The sequence below is a fragment of the Azotobacter chroococcum genome, assembly GCF_004339665.1.
In the GTDB taxonomy this organism is placed as follows: domain Bacteria; phylum Pseudomonadota; class Gammaproteobacteria; order Pseudomonadales; family Pseudomonadaceae; genus Azotobacter; species Azotobacter chroococcum.
In genome coordinates this window covers 97,502-117,700 of record NZ_SMMU01000001.1, presented here as the reverse complement: position 1 = coordinate 117,700, position 20,199 = coordinate 97,502, and the positions used below count along the sequence as shown (strand labels likewise).

Genomic DNA, 20,199 nt, shown 5'->3' with positions numbered 1-20,199 from the left:
TCCTGTGATTAGTTGTGTTATCCGCTTATTTCGATTGTGCGCCATTGGGGCCGATGTAGATCAGGCTGGTCAGGTGCCTGATTATCTTTCTGCAGGCTTTGCGCATGTAGAATGTCGCCCGATACGTCGAGTAACGGTAGTGGCAGGAATAGCGTTCGGCCGGAGGGCGGCGGAGATGTTTTTCCCGGAAGGAAAAGTATTTGCTATTGCCGCGTGCGTTGTCGTCGCCCATGACAGTGAAGTTGAGGTTGTGCTTGAATGCTATATAGTTGAAGGAAAGCTGGTCTCGCCGGCTTCGATTAAGCACCATTTCCCACCAGGCGTTCATGGCCTGTTCCAGTGCTGCGGTCTTTTTTCTGAGCAGGACGTTGCTTTCAATCAGTCCATTGTTTTCCGGGTAGCCTTGTCTTTTCAGGAATTCGACTTGCTCCTTCACGGCATCGATAGAATCCTTTTTGCGCCTCAGGCAGGCCATGGCCTCATCGTAGATGCAGTTTCTGCTGGGGTGCTTGAAGGTAACCAGGTCATGCTCGTCCAGCAGATGGAGCAGCTCATTGATGTTGCCTATTATGTCGATATTCCCATCTATCCATAGGGTGTAGTCGTAATCGTCGAGGGCCGGATGTCCGATTATCTTGAGCTTTCTTGCTTTCCTGACGCTGTCCAGGTGCGAGTACTTGTCATCGAGAGGAATTATCTTCCAGAATCGGGAGCGGATATCGCAGTCGGTGAAAGCCAGGTAGTCGATGTTTTCTGCTGTGGACTTGTAGGTCGGCTCTTCGAGATGGTCGTAGCCTGCCGTTATAGCCGTATATATGGCTATTTTTTTGCGTATGGCTGTGCTGGTCTGGTCCATGTCGATTGGTTCTTGAAGTGGTGTAAGGTTTTTCTCAGTCCGGCTTGAGTCCCAGGTTTTTCAGTGTCTGGTGCAGAAGGGGGCTCAGTCTGTTTCGGCACTTGCTCATGTGCTGTCGCACGTAGGCGCGTATGGGCGTGGTGTTTTTCTTGTACAGCGTGTTCTTCCACATGTCTGTCAGGGAGAACTCCTTTCTGATCAGTCTTGCGTAAGAGGTCAGGAGATAACTGGATGTCTCGTCATAAATATCCTTGTTTCTTTCGCACAGTTCTTCGAGAGCTATATCCAGTGTGATGTTTCGGGATACTCGCAGTGCATCGACTTCGTGATCGTGATGCATGATGTAAAGAGGCGTTCGTTCCCGATAGAATTTTCCCCCGTATCTGCTGCACAGCCGCAGCCAGGTGTCCCAGTCCTGCAGGCGTCTGACGCCCTCCCTGAAGCCGCCGATGTTTTGCAGCCGAACCGTCCTGGTCAGTACCTGATTGGAGGCCAGGTTCTTGAAGAGCAGTTGCTGGAGCGTGAGTCGGCACTCTTCTGCGGCGTAGTACGGCTTGGCTTCCTGGTCGGGCCTTTTGCTCAGGAAATTGCTGCAGACAAAAGCGTATTGGTCGTCCCAGACCTGGAGCAGGCGTTCAAGCCGCTCGGGGAGGAATTCGTCGTCGTCATCCAGGCCGGTAATGAATTCACCGCGGGCGGCGAAGATTCCCAGGTTGCGTGCACTGCAGGCACCGCGTGGGTCTGGATTTCTGAAATAGCGGATTTTGGGATCGTCTTCGGCCAGTTTCGAAATCCATCCGCACGTTTTATCCGTGGAGCCATCATCGCATATCAATATTTCGTAATTTTCATAGGTCTGGTTAAGTACCGACCGCAAGGCGCGCTCGAGTTTTTCGGCCCTGTTGTGAGTCGGAATGTAAATGCTGACCAAGGGATTCGAGCGCATGCCTTGCAACCTTGACGAATTACGTCTTCGCCACTCAGCGGCCGATCGAGTAGTAGGTGATGCCTTTTCTCTGCAGGCGTCCCGGTTCGAACAGGTTGCGCCCGTCGAAGATCAGCGGCTGTCTGAGTTGCTGCCTGATGAACTCGAAGTCCGGGGCCTTGAAGGCCTGCCAGTCGGTGACGATCACCAGGGCGTCGGCATCCTTCAGGGCGGCTTCCTTGGTGCCGCACAGGGTCAGCTCGGTGCGGTTGCCATACAGGCGCTGGGCCTCCTCCATGGCTTCCGGATCGTAGGCCTGCACCCGGGCGCCGGCGTTCCAGAGCGCCTCCATCAGGGTGCGGCTGGGCGCTTCGCGCATGTCGTCGGTCCTGGGCTTGAAGCTCAGTCCCCAGATGGCGAAGGTCCGGCCCTGCAGGTCGCCCTCGAAGTGGTGGCTGATCTTCTTGTACAGGCTGGTCTTCTGTTCCTTGTTGCGCTGCGCCACCGCCCTCAGCAACTTGGCGTCGAAGTCGATGTTCTCCGCGGTGCGGATCAGCGCCTGCACGTCCTTGGGAAAGCAGGAGCCGCCATAGCCGGCGCCGGCGTAGATGAAGTCGTAGCCGATGCGCGGGTCGGAGCCGATGCCGCGGCGGACCATCTCGATGTCTGCACCGAGCATCTCCGCCAGGCTGGCCATTTCGTTCATGAAGCTGATCTTGGTCGCCAGCATGCAGTTGGCGGCGTACTTGGTCAGCTCGGCGCTGTGCGGGTCCATGACGATGATCTTTTCGTGGTTGCGGTTGAAGGGCGCGTACAGCTCGCGCATCACTTCCTCGGCGTCGCGGCTGGTGGTGCCGATGACGATGCGGTCGGGACGCATGCAGTCGGCGACGGCCGAGCCTTCCTTGAGGAATTCGGGGTTGGACACCACGGCGAAGGTCAGCTCCTCGCGCCCCCGGCGGGCGAGGATCTCGGCGACGCGGGCGGCGACCCGGTCGGCGGTGCCCACCGGAACGGTGGACTTGTCGACGATGACCTGGTGGCGCTCCATGTGTTCGGCGATGGTTTCCGCCACGGCCAGCACGTATCTCAGGTCGGCGGAGCCGTCTTCGTCGGCGGGGGTGCCGACGGCGATGAACTGCACCTCTCCGCGCCTGACACCCTCGGCGGCATCGGTGGTGAAGTTGAGGCGGCCGGCGGCATGGTTTTCCCGGACCAGCGTTTCCAGACCCGGCTCGTACAGGGGCACATGGCCCTGGCTCAGGCGCTCGATCTTTTCCTCGTCGATATCGACGCACAGCACGTCGTGACCCACTTCCGCCAGAACGGTGCTTTGCACCAGTCCGACGTAGCCGATTCCGAATACGGTGACTTTCATGGTTATCCTTCTCTTATATGCGTTGAATGGACCGGTGCCGTGCTTCCTTACGGTTCATGTTGATTGCTAGTGGCCTGTGCGGTTAGTTTGTTAACTCAAGTTCGGATGACCATGGTTCCGAGACAAGGCGCCGCGACGAGTCATAGCAGGGCTATGGCGAGGGGTGGCAACGCAGTATCGGGGCCATGGGCGCCGAAATTGACTAACTGAACTAACCAAACAGGCCACTAGGGGTGGGCGGCCGCAAAAACTGAGTGCAATACCTTGCCGAAACGGTCGGGTGTTGCACTCAGTTTTTGCGGCCGCCACTTTCGAGAAATTTAGTGTTCTAGCCCGGATTTCTCATGAAGAAGGTCGCTAGGCAAGCCCAAGTGCTCTCGCGCTAGTTTAATCATATACTCAAGAGTGGGCTTGCCTTTGATGAGGTCGAGCTCATTGAATTCATCCGCGAGAGTATGTTCGACAAACGATGTTGAAAGCAGAACAGAAGCTACAAAGTGGCCGCTAATGAAGCAGGCGCGCGCCTCTTCCACGAGACGGAGTGTGTCTACTGCCCCGAAGTAGGCTTGCAGGACGGGAGTCGTGTTGAGCAAGCCACTCGATCCTTTCCGCACGTACAGTGCGTGTGGACTCATCACTGCGTGAGAGCGCTTGGATGAGATTCTCTCGGATGGGAGTGTTCTCCATTGGGTATCTAACGCTAAAACTCACCTGCGGGGATGAAGCGTAGCGAAATCTCCGTCAGGTGCAGTGCCGAGTTAGGTGCAAACGACTAGAAGACTGACAGGTTTTTCCATGGCGAAGCCTCATAGCCCTCGCAGCACAACACTTTTGCGCTTTCCCATCCCGCCTCAGGATCATAATCGATAAGTGCAAATACCGGACGTTGTTTGAACCAACCACCTTGATTCTCTTGTGAACGTAGTGCAGATGGCGGCAGAGCGTTCGCAAGGTCACCGTGACATGCAATCAATATTGCTTGGGAATTCTCGTTGCGAATCACTGAGACCAAATCTTCAGAAGTTAATATTCCGTCTTGTTTCTCATCCAGCTTCTCGCTAATGCTGATGTCAGACGTCTTCGTGAGATCCCGTAGCTCATCCGCAAACAGGAGGGCGGTTTCGATGCAGCGGGCCTTGGGTGAACTCAGTATTCTTTCGATGCTTAGCTTTTTATCGTATTGATCTCGTAGGATTCTCATCGCGAGTTCTTGAAACCGATTGGCAGCGTGCCTCACCTCTTCTCGACCCTGCTCGGTCAGACTTCGGAATATGTGTGATGCTTTAGTTCGGCGCGCGTCTGCATGGGTGATGCAAATAATTAACATAGCTCGCCTCCAATATTTCATGGCTTAGATGGAATCGTTCCTAGCCACCCGGCTCTCCAGCACCTAACTATTATTAGGCATGGTTTCTACCTGGGCCATGCGTAAACCACCAGGCTGTTTGTTCTGCTTCTCCCAATTCAATTTTCATTAACTCTTCTTTTGTAGAGTTCAAGTTTTTTAGATTTATCCATTTTACTGGAAAAGCCACGTTAGCAAGTTGATATAAGCTAGGGATTACTAGAGTGCTCCAGTAAGGGCGGTGCTTTATTGTTGGATCAGGGGGGCTTATTATTATTTCAGAGTCATCTAGCACGTCTGGATTGTAATCTGAATCCTTAATTATTAGCGAGCTTTCTGGAAGCAGTGACCAATACTCAATAGCTGCAAGAGGAACCCCAAGTTTTATAATGTTCGGATGCTGCGCTTTGTAGCTGTTTGGGAAGGGATATTTTTTGATTTTTTTTTCGCAGCCCGAAGAGTTTTTTCTCGTACTTGACATTTAAAAAATCAATTTGAATCAAATATAAAATTGCTAAGCTTTTTTGATAAGTCTCTACTCCGCATACACGATCTTTAAAATCTAGTGGCACTGTATCTTTGAATTCATATCTGACAAGCTGACGACTTCTTGATGAGTTTGTTGTTTTGAATTCGGCATTAAAAATATTTTTCACTTTAGATGATTGCTCCTGATTTATTCTCCCTCCAACCTTAAAGTTTTTCCATCTCCAAAATGCCCGGTAAGTTCATTTAATATTTTTGCGATTGATTCAGTTTCAACTATTGATTTTTCAATAGTTTCAGTTTGTTGGAATATTTCGGTCTCGATTTCAACCGTTTTTATTCGCTCTTTAGTCATTCCCTCTGGTTTTCCTAATACGTCAAACTTTTTTCCAATACTTGCTGGCCCAGAAAGATGTCTCGAATTCAAGCGAAAGAATGCTCTGGCAACATGATAGTGTGTTCCTGAGTTATTCTTTATGTCCCACCCCTCACATGAGGTAAGACTTTTAAAGAAAGGAATGTCAAAGTAAATGTCAGTCATTTGTGTTTTCCTATTTGTGAGCGCTTAATGCCTGAATTAGGGGAATACCAATGCCCCCTGTCAAATAACCAAAATACCCCACCAAAGTTGCAGAGCCATTCAGAAAAGTAAGCTGCAAACTAACACAGGACACAAACCTAAACGCCTAAAAATGGAACTACCAGAACTGGCACGTTGGCAAAGCCAAAAATAGCACGGTGCTGGTAATTAAAGTACAGAGCCCACAGAAATCAAGACCAGACCTAACGTAATGGAGCTAAACACCGCTCGCGCGCTTTTTGCGAGTGTGTGTTTGAGCGACTAGTTAGCCGACAATACACTCCGTCCCGCGCAGCGGGCTGTAAATGGGGTAGGCGCTCAAGCGCAATAAAAATCGAAAAATTTGCCTCTTCCCCAGCACGGGGCTCCGGCGTGTGCATTAACTTCGTTATGCTCCGCCGGAGCCCCGTGCTGGGTATAACTGTTTTTTTCGGTTTTTCGGCGATTGATTCCACATCATTTACGTTTCCCTACGCCCAATGGTGGATATTGTTGGTTAACTACTATTAGACACCAACTGGTGCATAACTACCCGAGCAGGCGTGGTGGATAATATTTCTGGTCATGCTCGCTCTTCCTGTCTAGGCCGAGGGTTTCGCGGTCGTGATGACCGTTTCGGGGCGTTAAGTACATGAAAGGAAATTTTCCTGGATTTCCGCTGCCTATGCCAACGCAAGCCCAGGTATTTCAGGGACTTGCGTGGGCATGCGTCGAGAAAATGTCGGATTATTTTTCTTCAGGCACTTACTTATGGTGGAGTGGACCAGTGCCGTGCTACTTACGGTTCATGTTCATTGCCAGGGGTGTTTCGGAGTTGGGCTGATTACGAGTAATTCGATTGTTGGCGGATAATGTCTTTCAGTACGCTCTTCCATCCGGAGAAGTTGTTGTAATCGCCGCTTAGCCAGAGCTTCATTATCCTGGGGAAGCGTTTCAGCCGATTTTGCGTGTTGTTCTGGATTCTGGCTTCCAGTGCGCTTATTCTGCGGTCCAGCTTCTGTATGGCTGTCGCTTGTCGTGACAATAGTCCCAGCGCTTTCAGGTTTTCCGTGCTTTCCTGCAGCCGCTTTCGGGTCCAGCATGTTCTTTTGAGTTCCCGGCGCCAGGCCGCAGTCTTGTCGGCAAGCCCATAGATCCTGATGGAGTCGAGTGAATTCATTTGTTCAGGTTTGCTGGCACGCCACTGGGATACATTCTTGTCGTGGCGGCGATAATACTGTTGCGGCGGCAGGCAAAGAGCCCGAACGTCAAGGGCCGAGGCCAGGTTGTGGATCCAGGTGTCATGGGCCGCGACTTCCGTAGGCATTGGAAGCACGATGGAAAGCCAGTCTCGGCGCAGGGCCGTGGCACACCCAGAGACATAGGTTTCGGCTCTGCAGCCAAGGGCGAGGATATTGCCCAACTGTGTCTGCCGAGAGGGAGTGAGATTTTCGTCAGTGATGACCATGTCGGTGTAAATGACGTAAATGTCCGGTCGAGCTGAAAACAGATTGGTCATCTCCAGAATTTTCGTATCGAACCAGTAGTCGTCCTGGTCGCTCAGGAAAATGAAGTCGCCGGTGCAAAGCGAAATGGCTTTCTCAAAGTTTTTCCTGTAGCCGAGTCGGTTCGGGTTTTGTTCGATTCTTACCTCGAATGGGGCGTTCTTTTGGAATTTGTGAAGAATCGCCATGGTCGAGTCGCTGGATCCATCGTCACATATCACAACTTCGTGAGGTGGTTTTTTCTGTCGGATAAAGCTATCCAGTTGTCCCGGCAGGTGTCGGGCACCATTGCAGGTAGCGATGGCAATTGAGATTTTCACAATGAATCGCCTTGTATTTTTGCCTGGATCGGGGTGCGAATGCCTTTGCCTTACGGGTATTCGACGGCTCGCTGCAGTTTTGAGGGGGATGTCGTTCAGGCCGGAGGCGGTTTTTCGGGCCAGCCGAATCGGTCGCCCAATATCAGGTCCCATTCGGGGGGGCTGAGTCTATAGCCGCCTCCACCCGGGGTGATGGTCAGTTCGCCGATGTATATTTTTCCATCGTACAGATAGAAATCCACGCGCAGATAGCCGAAGGGGGCCGCCAGCCTTTTGGCGATGTCGAGCATTTCCGGAAGTTGTCTGGGAGGGGCCAGTATGCGCGGGTCTGTGCCGGCTTTTTTTTCAACACGCTTGAAGGGGGCAACGGACCAGTCTTCGAGGAACAGATTCTGCGTCAAGTTCGCAAACCGGCCTTGCATGACTTGTATGAATACATAAGGGGGGCCGCCGGTTTCACCGTTGAATACGTTGATCTTGTAATCGTCCGGTGGCTTGTCATTGGAGACCAAGGCCTTTTCGAAGATGACTTTCGGCTGGATGCTGGCATAATGTTTTTCTCTGGCCAGTTTGGAGAAATCCTTTTTCAGCCAGTCATTGGCCATCCGGGCCAGTGCCTCCAGATCCTCCTTGTGCTTTTCGGTGACAATTCTGATTTGCCCGGAGCTGTGGTTGGCTTTCATCACGAAGCTATCGGGTAGCGTTTCGAGGGTTTTCACCGTCACTTGTTCGCAGACAAGATAGGTGGGAACCAAATATTGGCCGCCCACGGTTTTTTCTATGTAGTCGCGGACGCGAACCTTATCGGCCAGGATGGAAAATATAGGGGAAGGATAGCGCATCCTATGGAAGATTTTCTCGGAAAAACGCCTGGGCTCTTTGAAGCTGCAAAACTTTCCATGGAGTATGAAATAGCGCCGCTGATAGAAGATCGGTTCGGGAAGGATCAGATCCAGGAGTTTCTGGGCTTTCCTGTGAAAGATGAGAGCCTTGTAGGGAAGCACTTCCCTGAGCGATGCTTTGATGCTTGGCATTTTTCTATCGTACGTACTGTGTATGTTGATCTTTAGCAAGCTTTTACGCATTCAGGTGGCTAGGTCTTGCGAGACAGGGTGCCGGGTTAGGTTGAAGTGGTAGTAACCTGTCATTTCCAGTCGGTCAGGCAGATGGCAGTTTTTCAGGCCAGCCGAATTTTCGGCCCAGTATTAGATCCCATTCTGGAGGTGATAATTTAAACTCGCCAGCAGCTGGTGTGAAAGTTAGTTCTCCAACATATATTTTTCCATCATAAAGATAGAGGTCCACCCGCAAATAGCTGAAAGGAGCCGCCAGCCTTTTGGCGATGTCGAGCATTTCCGGTAGTTCTTTGGGAGGATATGCTAGATGCGGGTCTGTGCTGGGTTTCTTTTCAACGCGATTGAAAGGGGCAGCGGACCAGTCTTCGAGAAACAGATTCTGCGTTAGGTTTTCAAACCGGCCCTGCATGACTTGTATGAATACATAAGGGGGGCTGCCGGTTTCGCCGTTGAATACGTTGAACTTGTAATCGTCCGGTGGCTTGCCATTGGAAAGCAGGGCCTTTTCGAAGATTATCCTGGGCTGGATGCTGGCGTAATGCTTTTCCCGGAAGGTCCGGGAATAGTCTTTTTTCAGCCACGTATTGGCAGTCTGCGCCAGCCTCTGTAAATTCTCCTGGTGCTTGTCGACAACCAGTATGACTTGCCCGGCGCTATGATTGGCTTTCATCGCGAAGCTGTCTGGCAGCGTTTCGAAGGTTTCCACCGTCACCTGTTCGCAGACGAGATAGCGGGTGGGCAGATATTGGCTGCCCACGGTTTTTGCTATGTAATCACGAGCGCAAACCTTATCGGCCAGGACGGAAAATATGGGGGAGGGATAACGCATTCTGTGGAATATTTTCTCGGTAAAGTGTTGTGGTCTTTTGAAGTTGCAGTGTCTTCCATATAGCAGAAAGTATTGTCGCTGATAGAAAAGTTGATCGGGGAGTCTCTGGTGTAGAAGTTTCTGGACCTTTCTGTGAAGAAGGAGCGCTCGCTGGGGAATTTTTTCCCTGATTGTGTGTTTGATGTCTGACATTTTGTTGGCGTGTGTTGCCTTGGATAAAGGGAGGCTTGATTCAGCATGTGGTGTGCACTGCCCTGGCTTTCCATATGCTTCCTTCGATTGCACCTTCTGACCAAGTCGCAAATATAGAGGCCTACAAATGCTTACTGCGTGCTGGATGTGCTTCCAGGGAGATCCTGGAGCTTGGTCGACGAGCCTTTATCCCTGTTGTCGCAGTGGCCGGCATTCGGCACGGCAAGCCACCAAAACCTCAAGCATCTTTGAAAAATCGTCAGGAACTGATCGGCGAACACAAGATCTGCTGGTAATTGCCTATGCGCAACAGAGTCCCACCTTCAAGCTCGTATATGCAGCCACAATTGCTGAGCGTCGATACGCGGTGTGCAATGATCAGTACGGTCAGATCGCTTCCAAGATTGTCGATTGCATCCATCACATGGCTTTCGGTGAGGTTGTCCAGAGCGCTGGTGGCCTCGTCGAAGATCAGCACGTCGGCCTTCTTGTAGAGCGCGCGGGCGATGCCGATGCGCTGGCGCTGGCCGCCGGACAGGCGCACACCGCGTTCGCCGATCCGGGTGTCGTACTGCTCGGCCAGGCCTTCGACGAACTCGGCGATGTGCGCCTTGCCGGCCGCCTCGCGCAGGCGGTTCCAGTCCAGGTCGCGGCGTTCGACGCCGAAGGCGATGTTTTCGGCGATCGTGGTGTCGGACAGGTAGATGCTCTGCGGCACATGGGCGATGTGGGCCTGCCAGTCGCGCCGGTTGGCCGGGGTCAGGGCGACGCCGTCGATGAGGATCTGGCCGCCGGTGGGCTCCAGCAGGCCCATGAGCAGGTCCAGGGTGGTGCTCTTGCCGCTGCCGGTCTTGCCGACGAAACCGACGCGGCTGCCCTTGGCGATTTCCAGGTTCAGGTGCCGGAGCACTTCGGGACCTTCGGGAGAATAGCGGAAGCAGATGTCCCGCAGCTCGATGCTCCGCTCGAAGGGTATTGGCCGTGGCGGTTCCCGTTTCAGGTACTCGGCGGGAATGGGTTGTGCGAGCAGATCCATTACATCCTCGATATTGCCCCGGCTGCCCATGATGGTCGCCCAGCAGTGATAGAGCTGCTGCATCTGCGGCAGCAGGCGCTGCGCGCCGATCGCCAGGGCGCCCAGTACCGGCAGGGCGGCGGCCAGGCCGCCCTCGCGCTGGCTGAGGCCATAGGCCAGCACGGCGAGGGAGAGCATGCCGATGGCTTCGATCAGGTAACGGGGCGCTCCACCGAGAAAGGCATTGGTCACCTGCGCCTTGCGCAGGTCGGCGTCGACCTTGCGAAAACGCTTGACATAGGGCGTCTGGGAACCGTCGATCAGGATGTCGCGGATGCCGCCGAGACCTTCCTGTATGGCCTGCAGGCGAACATTGTGCGCCTGGGCGATGATCCGGCTGTTTTTCCGCAACTTGCGCCGGGTACCCAGGCTGACCAGCAGGTACTGCAGGCCGAACAGCAGGCCGGCGGCGAGGGCGACTGCCGGGTCGATCAGGATCAGGGCGGTAAAGATCGCCAGCGTCATGAGGCTGGCGATCAGGGCGTTGATCAGCGGCATGAGCAGGCCGCCGACCACGCTCTGGACCTTGCCCATGCCGGCGATGATCTGGCTGGTATTGCGCGCCACATGGTAGCGGTAGGGCTGCAGCAGGGTGCGCCGGTAGACCTCGACGCCCAGGTCGTAACCGATGCCGTGGGTGGTCTTGCTGCTGGCCCAGGTCAGGGTGATGCGGATGAGCGCGGCGAGTACCGCCATCGAGCCGAACAGCAGGCTGGCGGGGAGCAGGATGTTCTCGTGTCGCCAGCCGACCAGGCTGAACAGCTGCTGCAGCAACGGATAGTCCTGCGCCTTCTCCGGGTCGGCCAGCAGCGCGAGGAAGGGCAGCACGGCGCTGAAGGTCGCCAGTTCGGCCAGGATGCCGACCAGCATGAGCAGGATCAGGCCGAGCAGCTGGAGGCGTCGGCGTCTGGACAGATGGGCGTAGAGGCGTTCGAGGATATGGCGTAGTGAAGGGGCGGTATCGTGCATGGGCAAGGGCTTGCTCCGATGGTCAAGAGGTTGGCTGGTGAAGGGCATTCACCTGTCATCGTGCGGCCAGTTGCGTGTGCGGCCAGGATGAGCTGGGCGCCGGCGCGAGGTTCTGGGCGATGTACCAGGGCATGGCCTGGGCGATGCCGGCCTGCAGGTCATATTGCGGGGCGTAGCCCAGCAGGCGCTGCGCCTTGCCGATGTCCGCCAGGGAGTGATGCACGTCGCCGGGGCGGAAGTCGCGGTAGCGCGGCGCCTTGGCGTAGCGCACGCCGTTTTTCGCCAGGCTCTGCTTCAGCTTCCGGAACAACTGTTCGAGGTCGGTGCGCTCGCCGACGGCGATGTTGTAGACCTGGTTGTGCGCTTCGGCTCCGGCGCAGGCGGCGAGCAGGTTGGCCTGCACGGCGTTGTCGACGTAGCAGAAGTCACGGCTGGTGCTGCCGTCGCCGTTGATGAACACCTCCTCGTCGCGCAGCATCGCCGCAATCCATTTCGGGATCACCGCGGCATAGGCACCCTCCGGGTCCTGGTGCCTGCCGAAGACGTTGAAGTAGCGCAGGCCGATGCAGGGCAACCCGTAGTTGCGGGCGAAGGTGTCGGCGTACAGCTCGTTGACGTACTTGCTCACGGCGTAGGGGGAGAGCGGTCTGCCGATCTGCTCCTCGACCTTGGGCAGGCCGGGGTGGTCGCCGTAGGTGGCGCTGCTGGCGGCGTAGGTGAAGCTCTTGACCCCGGCGTCGCGAGCGGCCACCAGCATGTTGAGGAAGCCGTCGACATTGCTGGCGTTGGTGGCGATGGGGTCTTCCAGCGAGCGCGGCACCGAGCCGAGGGCCGCCTGGTGGAGGACGTGCTCGACCGGGCGGGGCGGGCTTCCCGTTGCGGCTGGCACGAAGATCAGCGCCTGGCGGCAGTCGTGCAGGTTGCGGATGTCGCCGCGGATGAGCTGGAACCTGGCCCAGCGCTCGGGGGCGATCCGCTGGCGGACCTCTTCCAGGTTGCGCGGGTGGCCGGTGGCGAAGTTGTCCAGGCCCACCACGCACTGGTCGAGTCCGAGCAGGGTTTCCAGCAGGTTGGAGCCGATGAAGCCGGCCACCCCGGTGATCAGCCAGGTGGCGGGCGTTTGCGGCAGCTCGAGGAGCAGGCGTTGGTAGGGTGTCATAGGCGCAGATCCGCTTCGTCGGGCTTGAACAGATACTTGAGGTCGTAGAGGACGTGGTCGGGCTTGCCAAAGCGGCGGATGCTCGACGCGCCCATGCTGCGGAACTGGTGGTGGGCGACGGCGAGGATGATGCCGTCGTAGGCATTGGCCGGCGGAGCGCTCAGCGGCCTGATGTCGTAGGCTTTCTGGGCCTCGTCGGCATCGACCCAGGGATCGTAGACGTCGACCGAGATGTTGTATTGGCGCAGCTCCTGGATGATGTCGACGACGCGCGTGTTGCGCAGGTCCGGGCAGTTTTCCTTGAAGGTCAGGCCCATGACCAGGGCGCGCGCGCCGTCGATCTGGATGCGCCGCTTGAGCATGGCCTTGATCAGCTGGGACACCACGTAGCTGCCCATGCCGTCGTTCAGGCGCCGGCCGGCGAGAATGATCTCCGGGTGGTAGCCGATGGCTTCGGCCTTGTGGGTCAGGTAGTAGGGGTCGACGCCGATGCAGTGGCCGCCGACCAGGCCGGGACGGAACGGCAGGAAGTTCCATTTGGTGCCGGCCGCCTGCAGCACCGCCTCGGTGTCGATGCCCATGCGGTTGAAGATCACCGCCAGTTCGTTGATCAGGGCGATGTTGAGGTCGCGCTGGGTGTTCTCGATGACCTTGGCCGCCTCGGCGATGCGGATGCTGCCGGCCCGGTAGGTGCCGGCGGTGATGATCTGCCGGTACAGCGCGTCGACCAGTTCGGCCACCTCGGGGGTGGAGCCGGAGGTGATCTTGCGGATGCCGGTGATGCGGTGTTCCTTGTCGCCGGGGTTGATCCGTTCCGGGCTGTAGCCGGCGTAGAAGTCGCGGTTGAACACCAGGCCGGAGACTCGCTCCAGCACGGGCACGCAGCCTTCCTCGGTGGCGCCGGGGTAGACGGTGGACTCGTAGACGACGATGTCGCCCCGCTTCAGCACCTGGCCGATGGTTTCCGAGGCGCGGATCAGGGGCGTCAGGTCGGGCTTCTTGTGGGAGTCGATCGGCGTCGGCACGGTGACGATGTAGAAGTTGCATTCGGCCAGGCTGGCGATGTCGGCGCTGTAGCGGAGCTGGCGGGCCTCGCGCAATTCGTGGTCATCGACTTCCAGTGTGCGGTCGTGGCCGGCCTCGAGGGCGGCGATGCGCGTGCTGTCGATGTCGAAGCCGACGACCGGCCGGCGCTTGCCGAATTCGACCGCGAGCGGCAGGCCGACGTAGCCGAGGCCGATGATGGCGAGTTTCAGGTCTTCCAGGTTGTGCATGGCGGTGCCCGTGGCGGTCGGCTGGGAGGGGCTCGATCCGGCAGCGGCTCGAGCGGAGGGCTGTGCTCAGGCGTTGTCCGGCTTGTACTCGTAGTGGTAGTAGGCGGCGTGGCCGTAGCCGTAGGTGCCGGCGCGCTTTTCCATTCCGTTGAAGATGGCGCCCTTGATCTCGATGCCGTTCTGCGCGAAGCGCCTGACGGTCAGCTCGATCTCGCGGGCGGAGCTCACGCCGAAGCGGGCCACGATCAGGGTGGTGGCCGCCTGCCGGCCGACGATGGCGGCATCGGTGACGGCCAGCAGCGGCGGGGTGTCGAGGATGACCAGATCGTGGCTGGCGCTGGCCTGCTGGAGGACGGCGCTGAAGTTGGAATGCATCAGCAGTTCGGACGGATTCGGCGGAATCTGTCCCCGCGACAGCAGGAACAGGCCTTCGACCGGGGTCGCGCGGATCGCGTCGGCCAGGTCGCAGCGTCCGTCCAGCAGGTCGGACAGTCCCGTGCCGGCCTCTTCCATGCCCAGCAGTCTGTGCAGCTGGCCCTTGCGCATGTCCACGTCGACCAGCAGCACGCGCTTGCCGGTCTGGGCGACGACGGCGGCCAGGTTGGCGCAGACGAAGCTCTTGCCCGCCTGCGGGCCTGGGCCGGAGATGGCCAGGCGGTTGTCCTGTGCGCCGAGCATGATGAAGTGCAGGCTGGTCCGCAGGCTGCGCAGGGCTTCCACCGCCGGATCGTGCGGCTGGCCGAGGGCGAGCAGCGGGGAGACCTGGGCGGGACTGCCGGCTGCCCGGCGGCGCCGGGGCTTGAAGTGCGCCTGGTGTTCGCTGAAGGGTACCGCCGCGTAGACCGGCAGGCCCAGCTGCTCGATGGCCTCCGGGGTCTCCAGACCCGGGTTGAGCAGCTTGCGCAGCAGCACGACGCCGATCGCCAGCAGCGCCCCGACCAGCGTGGCGACCACCAGGATGAAGGTCTTGTCGGGGGCGACCGTTCCGCCTTCGATGACCGCCTGGTCGACGATGCGCACGTTGCCGATGGTGGCGGCGCGGACCAGGTCGAGTTCCTGGGTCCTGCTCAGCAGCTGGGTGTAGATCGCGGTGCTGACCTGGACGTCCCGCGACAGGCGCAGGAGCTCCTGCTGGGTTTCCGGCAGGCCCTGCATCCGCCTGGCGATCTCGTTCCTGCGCTGGGTCAGGCCGTGGATCTGCATCAACAGGGTCTTGTAGGCCGGATGCTCGCGGGTGAACCGGCGGTCGAGCTCGGCCTGCTGCATCCTCAGCTCGGAGAGGCGGGTTTCCAGGCCCACGGCCTGGTTGAGCACGGTGCCGGTTTCCATGCCGATGTCGACGGAGCCGTGGCGCTTGCGGTAGTCGTTCAGCGCGTCTTCGGCCTTTTCCAGGTCGCGGCGCACCTCCGGCAGCTGGGTGCGCAGGAACTCCAGGCTGCCATCGACCTCGGCGGACATGCGCTCGACGTTCTGGCGGACGAACAGGCGGCTGATTTCATCCACCACCCGGCTGGCATGCCGAGGGTCGGGATGGTTCATGGCCACGGTGATCAGACCGGTGTCGCCGCCCACTTCGCTGAGCTGCAGCGCCCCCCGGTAGGTGCGGATGGTGCTCAGCCGGCTCCCCTTGCTCAGGGTGAAGCGGGTGCCCGGCCGCGCCTGCAGTTCATGGATCTGCAGCCGGATGCCCTGCTGGTCGATGGCTTCGCCGACCCGTCCCTGGAGCAGTGGTCTGCCCTCGCCGTCCTGCAGGTTGAAGGCGCCGTTGTCCGCGGCCGTCACTACCAGGCGCTTGCCCGCCCACTGCGGGTCGACCTCGAAGCGGAGGACTTCGATCTTCTCGCCGCCCCAGGCGTATTCCTCCAGGCCGAGGAATGGCTCCGCCAGGCCCGGGCCACGATGGCGGCGGGCGAGGTAGTCGCCGATCAGCGGAAAGCGCTGGGGAGTGGCCCGTACATCGAGATGCAGGTTGTCGACCGCCTGGCCGATCACGCTGCGCGAGCGCAGCAGTTCGATTTCCGTTCTGGCACTGGAGGTCTGGGCGTTGACGTCGCCGCCCATCTCCAGCCCGGGGACGGTACCGCTCTTCTTCTCGATCTGGACCAGGGCCGTGGTGCGGTAGATGGGCGTGGCGAACATGCCGTAGAGCGCGCCGCCCAGGCAGAACAGGGCGGTCACGCCGATGATCGGCCATTTGTGGTCGAGCAGGGCGCCGAGCAGTTTGCGCAGGTCGATGCCGGCATCCTCGTGCTCCTGCTGATGGGGGGCGGAAGTGGGGTACATGATGGATTTCCCTGGAGGAGGCGCTCCGGCTGTCAGTGACCCAGGCGCACGGTCCATGCCTCGACGGCCGTGCGGATCTGTCGATAGGCCTGTTCGAAGGCCGTGCGCTCCCGGCGGAACGGGTCCTGGATTTCCAGCTCGCCCTGCCACTTGCCGAGCAGGAAGGTCTTGCCGCGTGCTTCGGGGGCGATCCGGTAGATGCCGTCGATATGGCGGCGCTCCATGGCCAGCACCAGATCGGCCTGCTGCAGCATGCTGCGCTCCAGCTGGCAGGCCCTGTGTAGCGGAGGACGATGCCGGTGTTCGAGGAGTACCGCGCGGGTGGTGGGCTCCATCGGCAGGCCGACCTGCGCCGCCAGCCCGGCAGAGCCGATCTTCATGTTCCGCTTGTCGCGGGAAAGCGCCTCGTTCATCAATGCTTGGGCGCAGGGACTTCGGCATATATTGCCGATGCAGACGATCAGTATCCGTTCGAGCACTTTATAGGCTTCCAAAGTTGTGGCGCTGGGGCATGGAAATTAAGCGTGGACAGGTTTTGCCGCTGCCCTGAATATTCGGAGCGGGCTTGTCATCAAAGAAGCTTTTGGAACTTCCTGAAGCAGGTGTGCCGAAGAGTTGCAAGCTCTTGCATGTCTACGGTCGATTCGTCCTCTTCTTCGGGTACGCTACCGCCCCAGGATTTGGCGTCGGCCTCCTGAAGACGAGTACAGGGCCATTTCGGGACGTGCGGACAGCGGTGCACCGCCTCGTTCAGGCCTGCGTTCGGTACTTCGATCATGGTCATCGCCGGAACTCTTGCTCGGCACTTAATCCACCGTGCGAACAACAGCAGGGTACTTCGTGGATTACTTTTATATTTATAATTTTACTATGGTTATTCCTGTTTGTTGTTTAGTGTCAACTTAATAGTGCCTTGCTGAACCACAGCAGCATATCCAGTCAGAAGTTGCAAAGTGTAGTTCAGGTTTTTTGGAGGGCTTTCTTGGCTAGCTGCCGGCCGATAAGTGGTCGATGCCGGTGGGAAAGGCAGAAATTCCAGCATTATTCTGATGTCGTTTGGTCAGTTCGAATGAACTTTTCTGCAACTATCAAGTTGGCTACGGTTTCATCGGTGGAAGTGGCTTCACTCTCGTCTGGCCGACAACAATAAGTGCTTCGCTTGTGTTCCAGGTTCGGCTATGGGGAACTCCTCGGAAAGCGAAGCGCCGTTCGAGCGACATCGATGACTGCTCATTGGATGGGCGGAAGCTGCGCCTGATGGTGCGAGGGGCTGGTTCACGGGAAATTTCCGGACGGGAAGGCAGTCCGTCGGAAAAGGCTCAAGCCGCACCGGACGCATGGATGTGCCGTCGTGCGCTGCGGGCCAGGCGGGCGCCGAGCAGGAGGGCGGCGCAACTCAGGCCGATCACCATGCCCTGCCAGAGTCCGCGCGGGCCGCTGGGGTCGCCGAGCCAGCCGGTCAGGCCGAGGCAATAGCCGATCGGCAGGCCGATGCCCCAGTAGGCGAACAGGGTGATCAGCATGATCGCGCGGGTGTCCTGGTAGCCGCGCAGGGCGCCGGCGGCGGTCACCTGGATGGCGTCGGAGAACTGGAAGAGCGCGGAATAGAGGAGCAGGCCGCCGGCAATGGCGATCACCGCCGGGTCGCGGCTGTAGATGTGCGGAATCTGCTCGCGCAGCAGCAGCATGGCGCCGGCCGCCAGGGCGGCGAAGCCCAGCGCGCTGGCCATTCCGGCGCCGACGCCGAAGCGGGCGTCGCGGGGGCTGCCACGGCCCAGGGCATGGCCGACGCGGACGCTGACCGCCATGCCCAGGGAGTAGGGGATCATGAACACCAGGCCGGAGAAGTTCAGGGCGATCTGGTGCCCGGCGACCACCTTGGCGCCCAGGCCGCCGATCAGCAGGGCGATCACCGAGAAGATGCTCGCCTCGGCAAACACTGCCACGCCGATCGGCAGCCCGATCCCCAGCAGGCGGCGGATGACCGGCCAGTGCGGTCGGTCGAAGCGGCCGAACAGCCGGCTCGGCTGGTAGCACGGCGCTCGCCGGGTCCAGAAGAGCATGGCCAGCAGCATGAAGATCATCACCAAGGCGGTCGCCCAGCCGCAGCCGACCCCGCCCATGGCCGGCAGGCCGAACTTGCCGTGGATGAAGATGTAGTTGGCGGGGATGTTCAGCAGCAGGCCGGCGATGCCGATCAGCATGCTCGGCCGGGTATGGCCCAGGCCGTCGCTGAAGCAGCGCAGCACGTGGTACAGCGCCACGGCCGGGATGCCGCAGGCGACTGCGCGCAGGTAGCCCATGGTCGGCCCGATCAGGGCGGGTTCGACCTGCATCAGGTGCAGTACGGGTTCAGCATTCCAGAGCAGGAGGGCGGCAGCGCTGCCGACGGCCAGGGCCAGCCAGAGCGCCTGGCGGACCAGCGGGCCGGTTTCCGGCTGCCGGCCGGCACCGTGAAGGTGGGCGACCTTGGGCGTGGTGGCCAGCAGGATGCCGGTGGTCAGCAGGTAGGTGGGTACCCAGAGCGAGTTGCCGAGGGCGACCGCGGCGAGGTCGGCAGGCCCGACCCGGCCGGCCATCAGGGTGTCGACGAAGCCCATGGCGATGTGCGCCAGCTGCGCGACGATGATCGGCAGGGCGAGGCTGGCGAGGGCGCGCAGTTCGCGGCGCAGCCGCTGCAGGCGCGGTTCGCGTGGCATGTCCGGTATTCGCTGGTGGGGGAGGGCGGCTAGTCTACGCCCTGAAGGGATTGCGGGAAATGCGCGATGCCCCGCGGCCAGTCGCCCTTTGCCATAGAATGAGTCTCCTTGAAAGGAGCCTGCCATGCGAATCCTCGCCGACGAAAACATTCCCCTGATCGATGCCTTCTTTTCCGCCTTCGGCGAGATCCGCCAGTTGCCCGGGCGCGCCATCGAGCGCGCGGCGCTGGCCGATGCCGAGGTGCTGCTGGTGCGCTCGGTCACCCGGGTCGATGCCGGCCTGCTGGAGGGCAGAGGGGTGCGTTTCGTCGGCACCTGCACCATCGGCACGGACCATCTGGATCTCGATTATCTACGCCAGCGCGGGATTGCCTGGGCCAGTGCGCCGGGTTGCAATGCCCGCGGCGTGGTCGATTACGTGCTGGGCAGTCTGTTCAGTCTGGCCGAGCGGCAGGGCGTCGATCTGGCCTCCCGCTGCTATGGGGTGATCGGTGCTGGCCAGGTCGGCGGACGGCTGGTCGAGGTGCTGCGCGGGCTGGGCTGGCGCGTGCTGGTGTGCGACCCGCTGCGCCAGGCGGTCGAGGAGGGCGACTTCGTCGATCTGCCCACCGTCCTGCGCGAGTGCGATGTGCTGAGCCTGCACACACCGCTGACCCGCGAGGGGGCGCATCCGACCTGGCACCTGCTTGGCCGCGAGCAGCTGGCGCAGCTGCGGCCGGGCAGCTGGCTGATCAACGCCAGTCGCGGCGCGGTGGTCGACAACCGGGCGCTGCGCGAGGTGCTCGCGGCCCGCAGCGATCTGCAGGCGGTGCTGGATGTCTGGGAAGGAGAGCCACAGGTGGATGTCGCGCTGGCCGGGCTTTGCCACATCGCCACGCCGCACATCGCCGGTTACAGCCTGGACGGCAAGCTGCGCGGCACGGCACAGGTCTACCGGGCCTTCTGCGAACATCTGGGCGTGCCGCCGAGTGTGCAGCTGGACGAGCTGCTGCCGCCGCCCTGGCTCTACGAGCTGGGGCTGGATAGCGGCGCCGATCCGGCGTGGGCGCTGGCGATGCTTTGCCGGGCCGTGTACGACCCACGCCACGACGACGCCGATTTCCGGCGCAGCCTGGGTGGTGACGAGCTGGCCCGATGCAGCGCCTTCGATGCCCTGCGCAAGCACTATCCGCCGCGCCGGGAAATCGATGGGTTGCGCGTGCGGCTGAGCGGCGAGGCCCCGCTGTTGCGGCAACTGGTGCGGGCGCTGGGGGCCTTGCCGGTCTAGGC

General features: G+C 59.3%; 17 protein-coding genes. 1 reads left to right on the top strand and 16 read right to left on the bottom strand.

The window, feature by feature from the left end:
- Nucleotides 1-25: 25 nt before the first annotated feature.
- The 16 genes from EV691_RS00495 to EV691_RS00415 all read right to left on the bottom strand — a co-directional run bounded on the left by EV691_RS00495 (nt 26) and on the right by EV691_RS00415 (nt 19,056).
- On the bottom strand, nt 26-856 hold the full coding sequence (locus EV691_RS00495; protein WP_131298004.1) for a glycosyltransferase domain-containing protein: 831 nt from the start codon (nt 854-856) through the stop codon (nt 26-28).
- A gap of 34 nt (nt 857-890) precedes the next feature.
- The gene (locus EV691_RS00490) at nt 891-1,802 is read right to left on the bottom strand and encodes a glycosyltransferase family 2 protein (RefSeq protein WP_131298006.1); all 912 of its coding nucleotides are present in this window, start codon (nt 1,800-1,802) and stop codon (nt 891-893) included.
- Nucleotides 1,803-1,836: 34 nt separating this feature from the next.
- Nucleotides 1,837-3,159 (bottom strand): UDP-glucose dehydrogenase family protein, encoded by a 1,323-nt coding sequence (locus tag EV691_RS00485; RefSeq protein ID WP_131298008.1) that lies wholly within the window; start codon nt 3,157-3,159, stop codon nt 1,837-1,839.
- 772 nt (nt 3,160-3,931) lie between these two features.
- Nucleotides 3,932-4,360 (bottom strand): histidine phosphatase family protein, encoded by a 429-nt coding sequence (locus tag EV691_RS00475; RefSeq protein WP_242672515.1) that lies wholly within the window; start codon nt 4,358-4,360, stop codon nt 3,932-3,934.
- Between the two features lie 199 nt (nt 4,361-4,559).
- Nucleotides 4,560-4,985, bottom strand: a complete 426-nt coding sequence (locus EV691_RS00470) for a hypothetical protein (RefSeq protein ID WP_131298012.1) — start codon at nt 4,983-4,985, stop codon at nt 4,560-4,562.
- A 195-nt stretch (nt 4,986-5,180) separates the two neighbouring features.
- Nucleotides 5,181-5,531 carry a hypothetical protein gene (locus EV691_RS00465; protein WP_131298014.1) on the bottom strand — a complete coding sequence of 117 codons (351 nt, stop codon included), beginning with the start codon at nt 5,529-5,531 and terminating at the stop codon, nt 5,181-5,183.
- 862 nt (nt 5,532-6,393) lie between these two features.
- The gene (locus EV691_RS00460) at nt 6,394-7,374 is read right to left on the bottom strand and encodes a glycosyltransferase (RefSeq protein ID WP_165496534.1); all 981 of its coding nucleotides are present in this window, start codon (nt 7,372-7,374) and stop codon (nt 6,394-6,396) included.
- Nucleotides 7,375-7,469: 95 nt separating this feature from the next.
- A complete protein-coding gene (locus tag EV691_RS00455; protein WP_131298017.1) occupies nt 7,470-8,408 on the bottom strand; it encodes an ATP-grasp fold amidoligase family protein in 939 nt (312 codons plus the stop codon).
- Nucleotides 8,409-8,532: 124 nt separating this feature from the next.
- Nucleotides 8,533-9,279 (bottom strand): ATP-grasp fold amidoligase family protein, encoded by a 747-nt coding sequence (locus EV691_RS00450; protein ID WP_242672516.1) that lies wholly within the window; start codon nt 9,277-9,279, stop codon nt 8,533-8,535.
- A gap of 451 nt (nt 9,280-9,730) precedes the next feature.
- A complete protein-coding gene (locus tag EV691_RS00445; RefSeq protein WP_131298201.1) occupies nt 9,731-11,515 on the bottom strand; it encodes an ABC transporter ATP-binding protein in 1,785 nt (594 codons plus the stop codon).
- A 55-nt stretch (nt 11,516-11,570) separates the two neighbouring features.
- The gene (locus EV691_RS00440; protein WP_131298021.1) at nt 11,571-12,674 is read right to left on the bottom strand and encodes an NAD-dependent epimerase/dehydratase family protein; all 1,104 of its coding nucleotides are present in this window, start codon (nt 12,672-12,674) and stop codon (nt 11,571-11,573) included.
- Complete coding sequence (gene tviB / locus EV691_RS00435) at nt 12,671-13,948, bottom strand: Vi polysaccharide biosynthesis UDP-N-acetylglucosamine C-6 dehydrogenase TviB (RefSeq protein WP_131298023.1); 1,278 nt, start codon at nt 13,946-13,948, stop codon at nt 12,671-12,673. Before tviB ends, EV691_RS00440 begins: the two co-directional genes overlap by 4 nt.
- A gap of 66 nt (nt 13,949-14,014) precedes the next feature.
- Nucleotides 14,015-16,231, bottom strand: a complete 2,217-nt coding sequence (locus EV691_RS00430) for a polysaccharide biosynthesis tyrosine autokinase (RefSeq protein ID WP_131298025.1) — start codon at nt 16,229-16,231, stop codon at nt 14,015-14,017.
- 32 nt (nt 16,232-16,263) lie between these two features.
- Nucleotides 16,264-16,710 (bottom strand): low molecular weight protein-tyrosine-phosphatase, encoded by a 447-nt coding sequence (locus EV691_RS00425; protein ID WP_131298027.1) that lies wholly within the window; start codon nt 16,708-16,710, stop codon nt 16,264-16,266.
- A 92-nt stretch (nt 16,711-16,802) separates the two neighbouring features.
- A complete protein-coding gene (locus EV691_RS00420) occupies nt 16,803-17,015 on the bottom strand; it encodes a hypothetical protein (RefSeq protein ID WP_131298029.1) in 213 nt (70 codons plus the stop codon).
- Nucleotides 17,016-17,550: 535 nt separating this feature from the next.
- On the bottom strand, nt 17,551-19,056 hold the full coding sequence (locus EV691_RS00415; protein WP_131298031.1) for an MATE family efflux transporter: 1,506 nt from the start codon (nt 19,054-19,056) through the stop codon (nt 17,551-17,553).
- Here EV691_RS00415 and pdxB point away from each other — a divergent pair.
- A complete protein-coding gene (gene pdxB / locus EV691_RS00410; RefSeq protein ID WP_131298033.1) occupies nt 19,055-20,197 on the top strand; it encodes a 4-phosphoerythronate dehydrogenase PdxB in 1,143 nt (380 codons plus the stop codon). The two genes, EV691_RS00415 and pdxB, sit on opposite strands and share 2 nt — an antisense overlap.
- Nucleotides 20,198-20,199: the final 2 nt, after the last annotated feature.

Excerpts from the sequence above, each read along its gene's own strand:
- EV691_RS00490 (WP_131298006.1), bottom strand. The coding sequence starts at position 1,802 with ATGCGCTCGAATCCCTTGGTCAGCATTTACATTCCGACTCACAACAGG.
- EV691_RS00485 (WP_131298008.1), bottom strand. The coding sequence starts at position 3,159 with ATGAAAGTCACCGTATTCGGAATCGGCTACGTCGGACTGGTGCAAAGC.
- EV691_RS00430 (WP_131298025.1), bottom strand. The coding sequence starts at position 16,231 with ATGTACCCCACTTCCGCCCCCCATCAGCAGGAGCACGAGGATGCCGGC.
- pdxB (WP_131298033.1), top strand. The coding sequence starts at position 19,055 with ATGCGAATCCTCGCCGACGAAAACATTCCCCTGATCGATGCCTTCTTT.
- EV691_RS00450 (WP_242672516.1), bottom strand. The coding sequence starts at position 9,279 with ATGCGTTATCCCTCCCCCATATTTTCCGTCCTGGCCGATAAGGTTTGC.
- EV691_RS00465 (WP_131298014.1), bottom strand. The coding sequence starts at position 5,531 with ATGACTGACATTTACTTTGACATTCCTTTCTTTAAAAGTCTTACCTCA.
- EV691_RS00455 (WP_131298017.1), bottom strand. The coding sequence starts at position 8,408 with ATGCCAAGCATCAAAGCATCGCTCAGGGAAGTGCTTCCCTACAAGGCT.
- EV691_RS00415 (WP_131298031.1), bottom strand. The coding sequence starts at position 19,056 with ATGGCAGGCTCCTTTCAAGGAGACTCATTCTATGGCAAAGGGCGACTG.
- EV691_RS00495 (WP_131298004.1), bottom strand. The coding sequence starts at position 856 with ATGGACCAGACCAGCACAGCCATACGCAAAAAAATAGCCATATATACG.
- tviB (WP_131298023.1), bottom strand. The coding sequence starts at position 13,948 with ATGCACAACCTGGAAGACCTGAAACTCGCCATCATCGGCCTCGGCTAC.
- EV691_RS00475 (WP_242672515.1), bottom strand. The coding sequence starts at position 4,360 with ATGAGAATCCTACGAGATCAATACGATAAAAAGCTAAGCATCGAAAGA.
- EV691_RS00470 (WP_131298012.1), bottom strand. The coding sequence starts at position 4,985 with ATGTCAAGTACGAGAAAAAACTCTTCGGGCTGCGAAAAAAAAATCAAA.
- EV691_RS00440 (WP_131298021.1), bottom strand. The coding sequence starts at position 12,674 with ATGACACCCTACCAACGCCTGCTCCTCGAGCTGCCGCAAACGCCCGCC.
- EV691_RS00445 (WP_131298201.1), bottom strand. The coding sequence starts at position 11,515 with ATGCACGATACCGCCCCTTCACTACGCCATATCCTCGAACGCCTCTAC.
- EV691_RS00420 (WP_131298029.1), bottom strand. The coding sequence starts at position 17,015 with ATGACCATGATCGAAGTACCGAACGCAGGCCTGAACGAGGCGGTGCAC.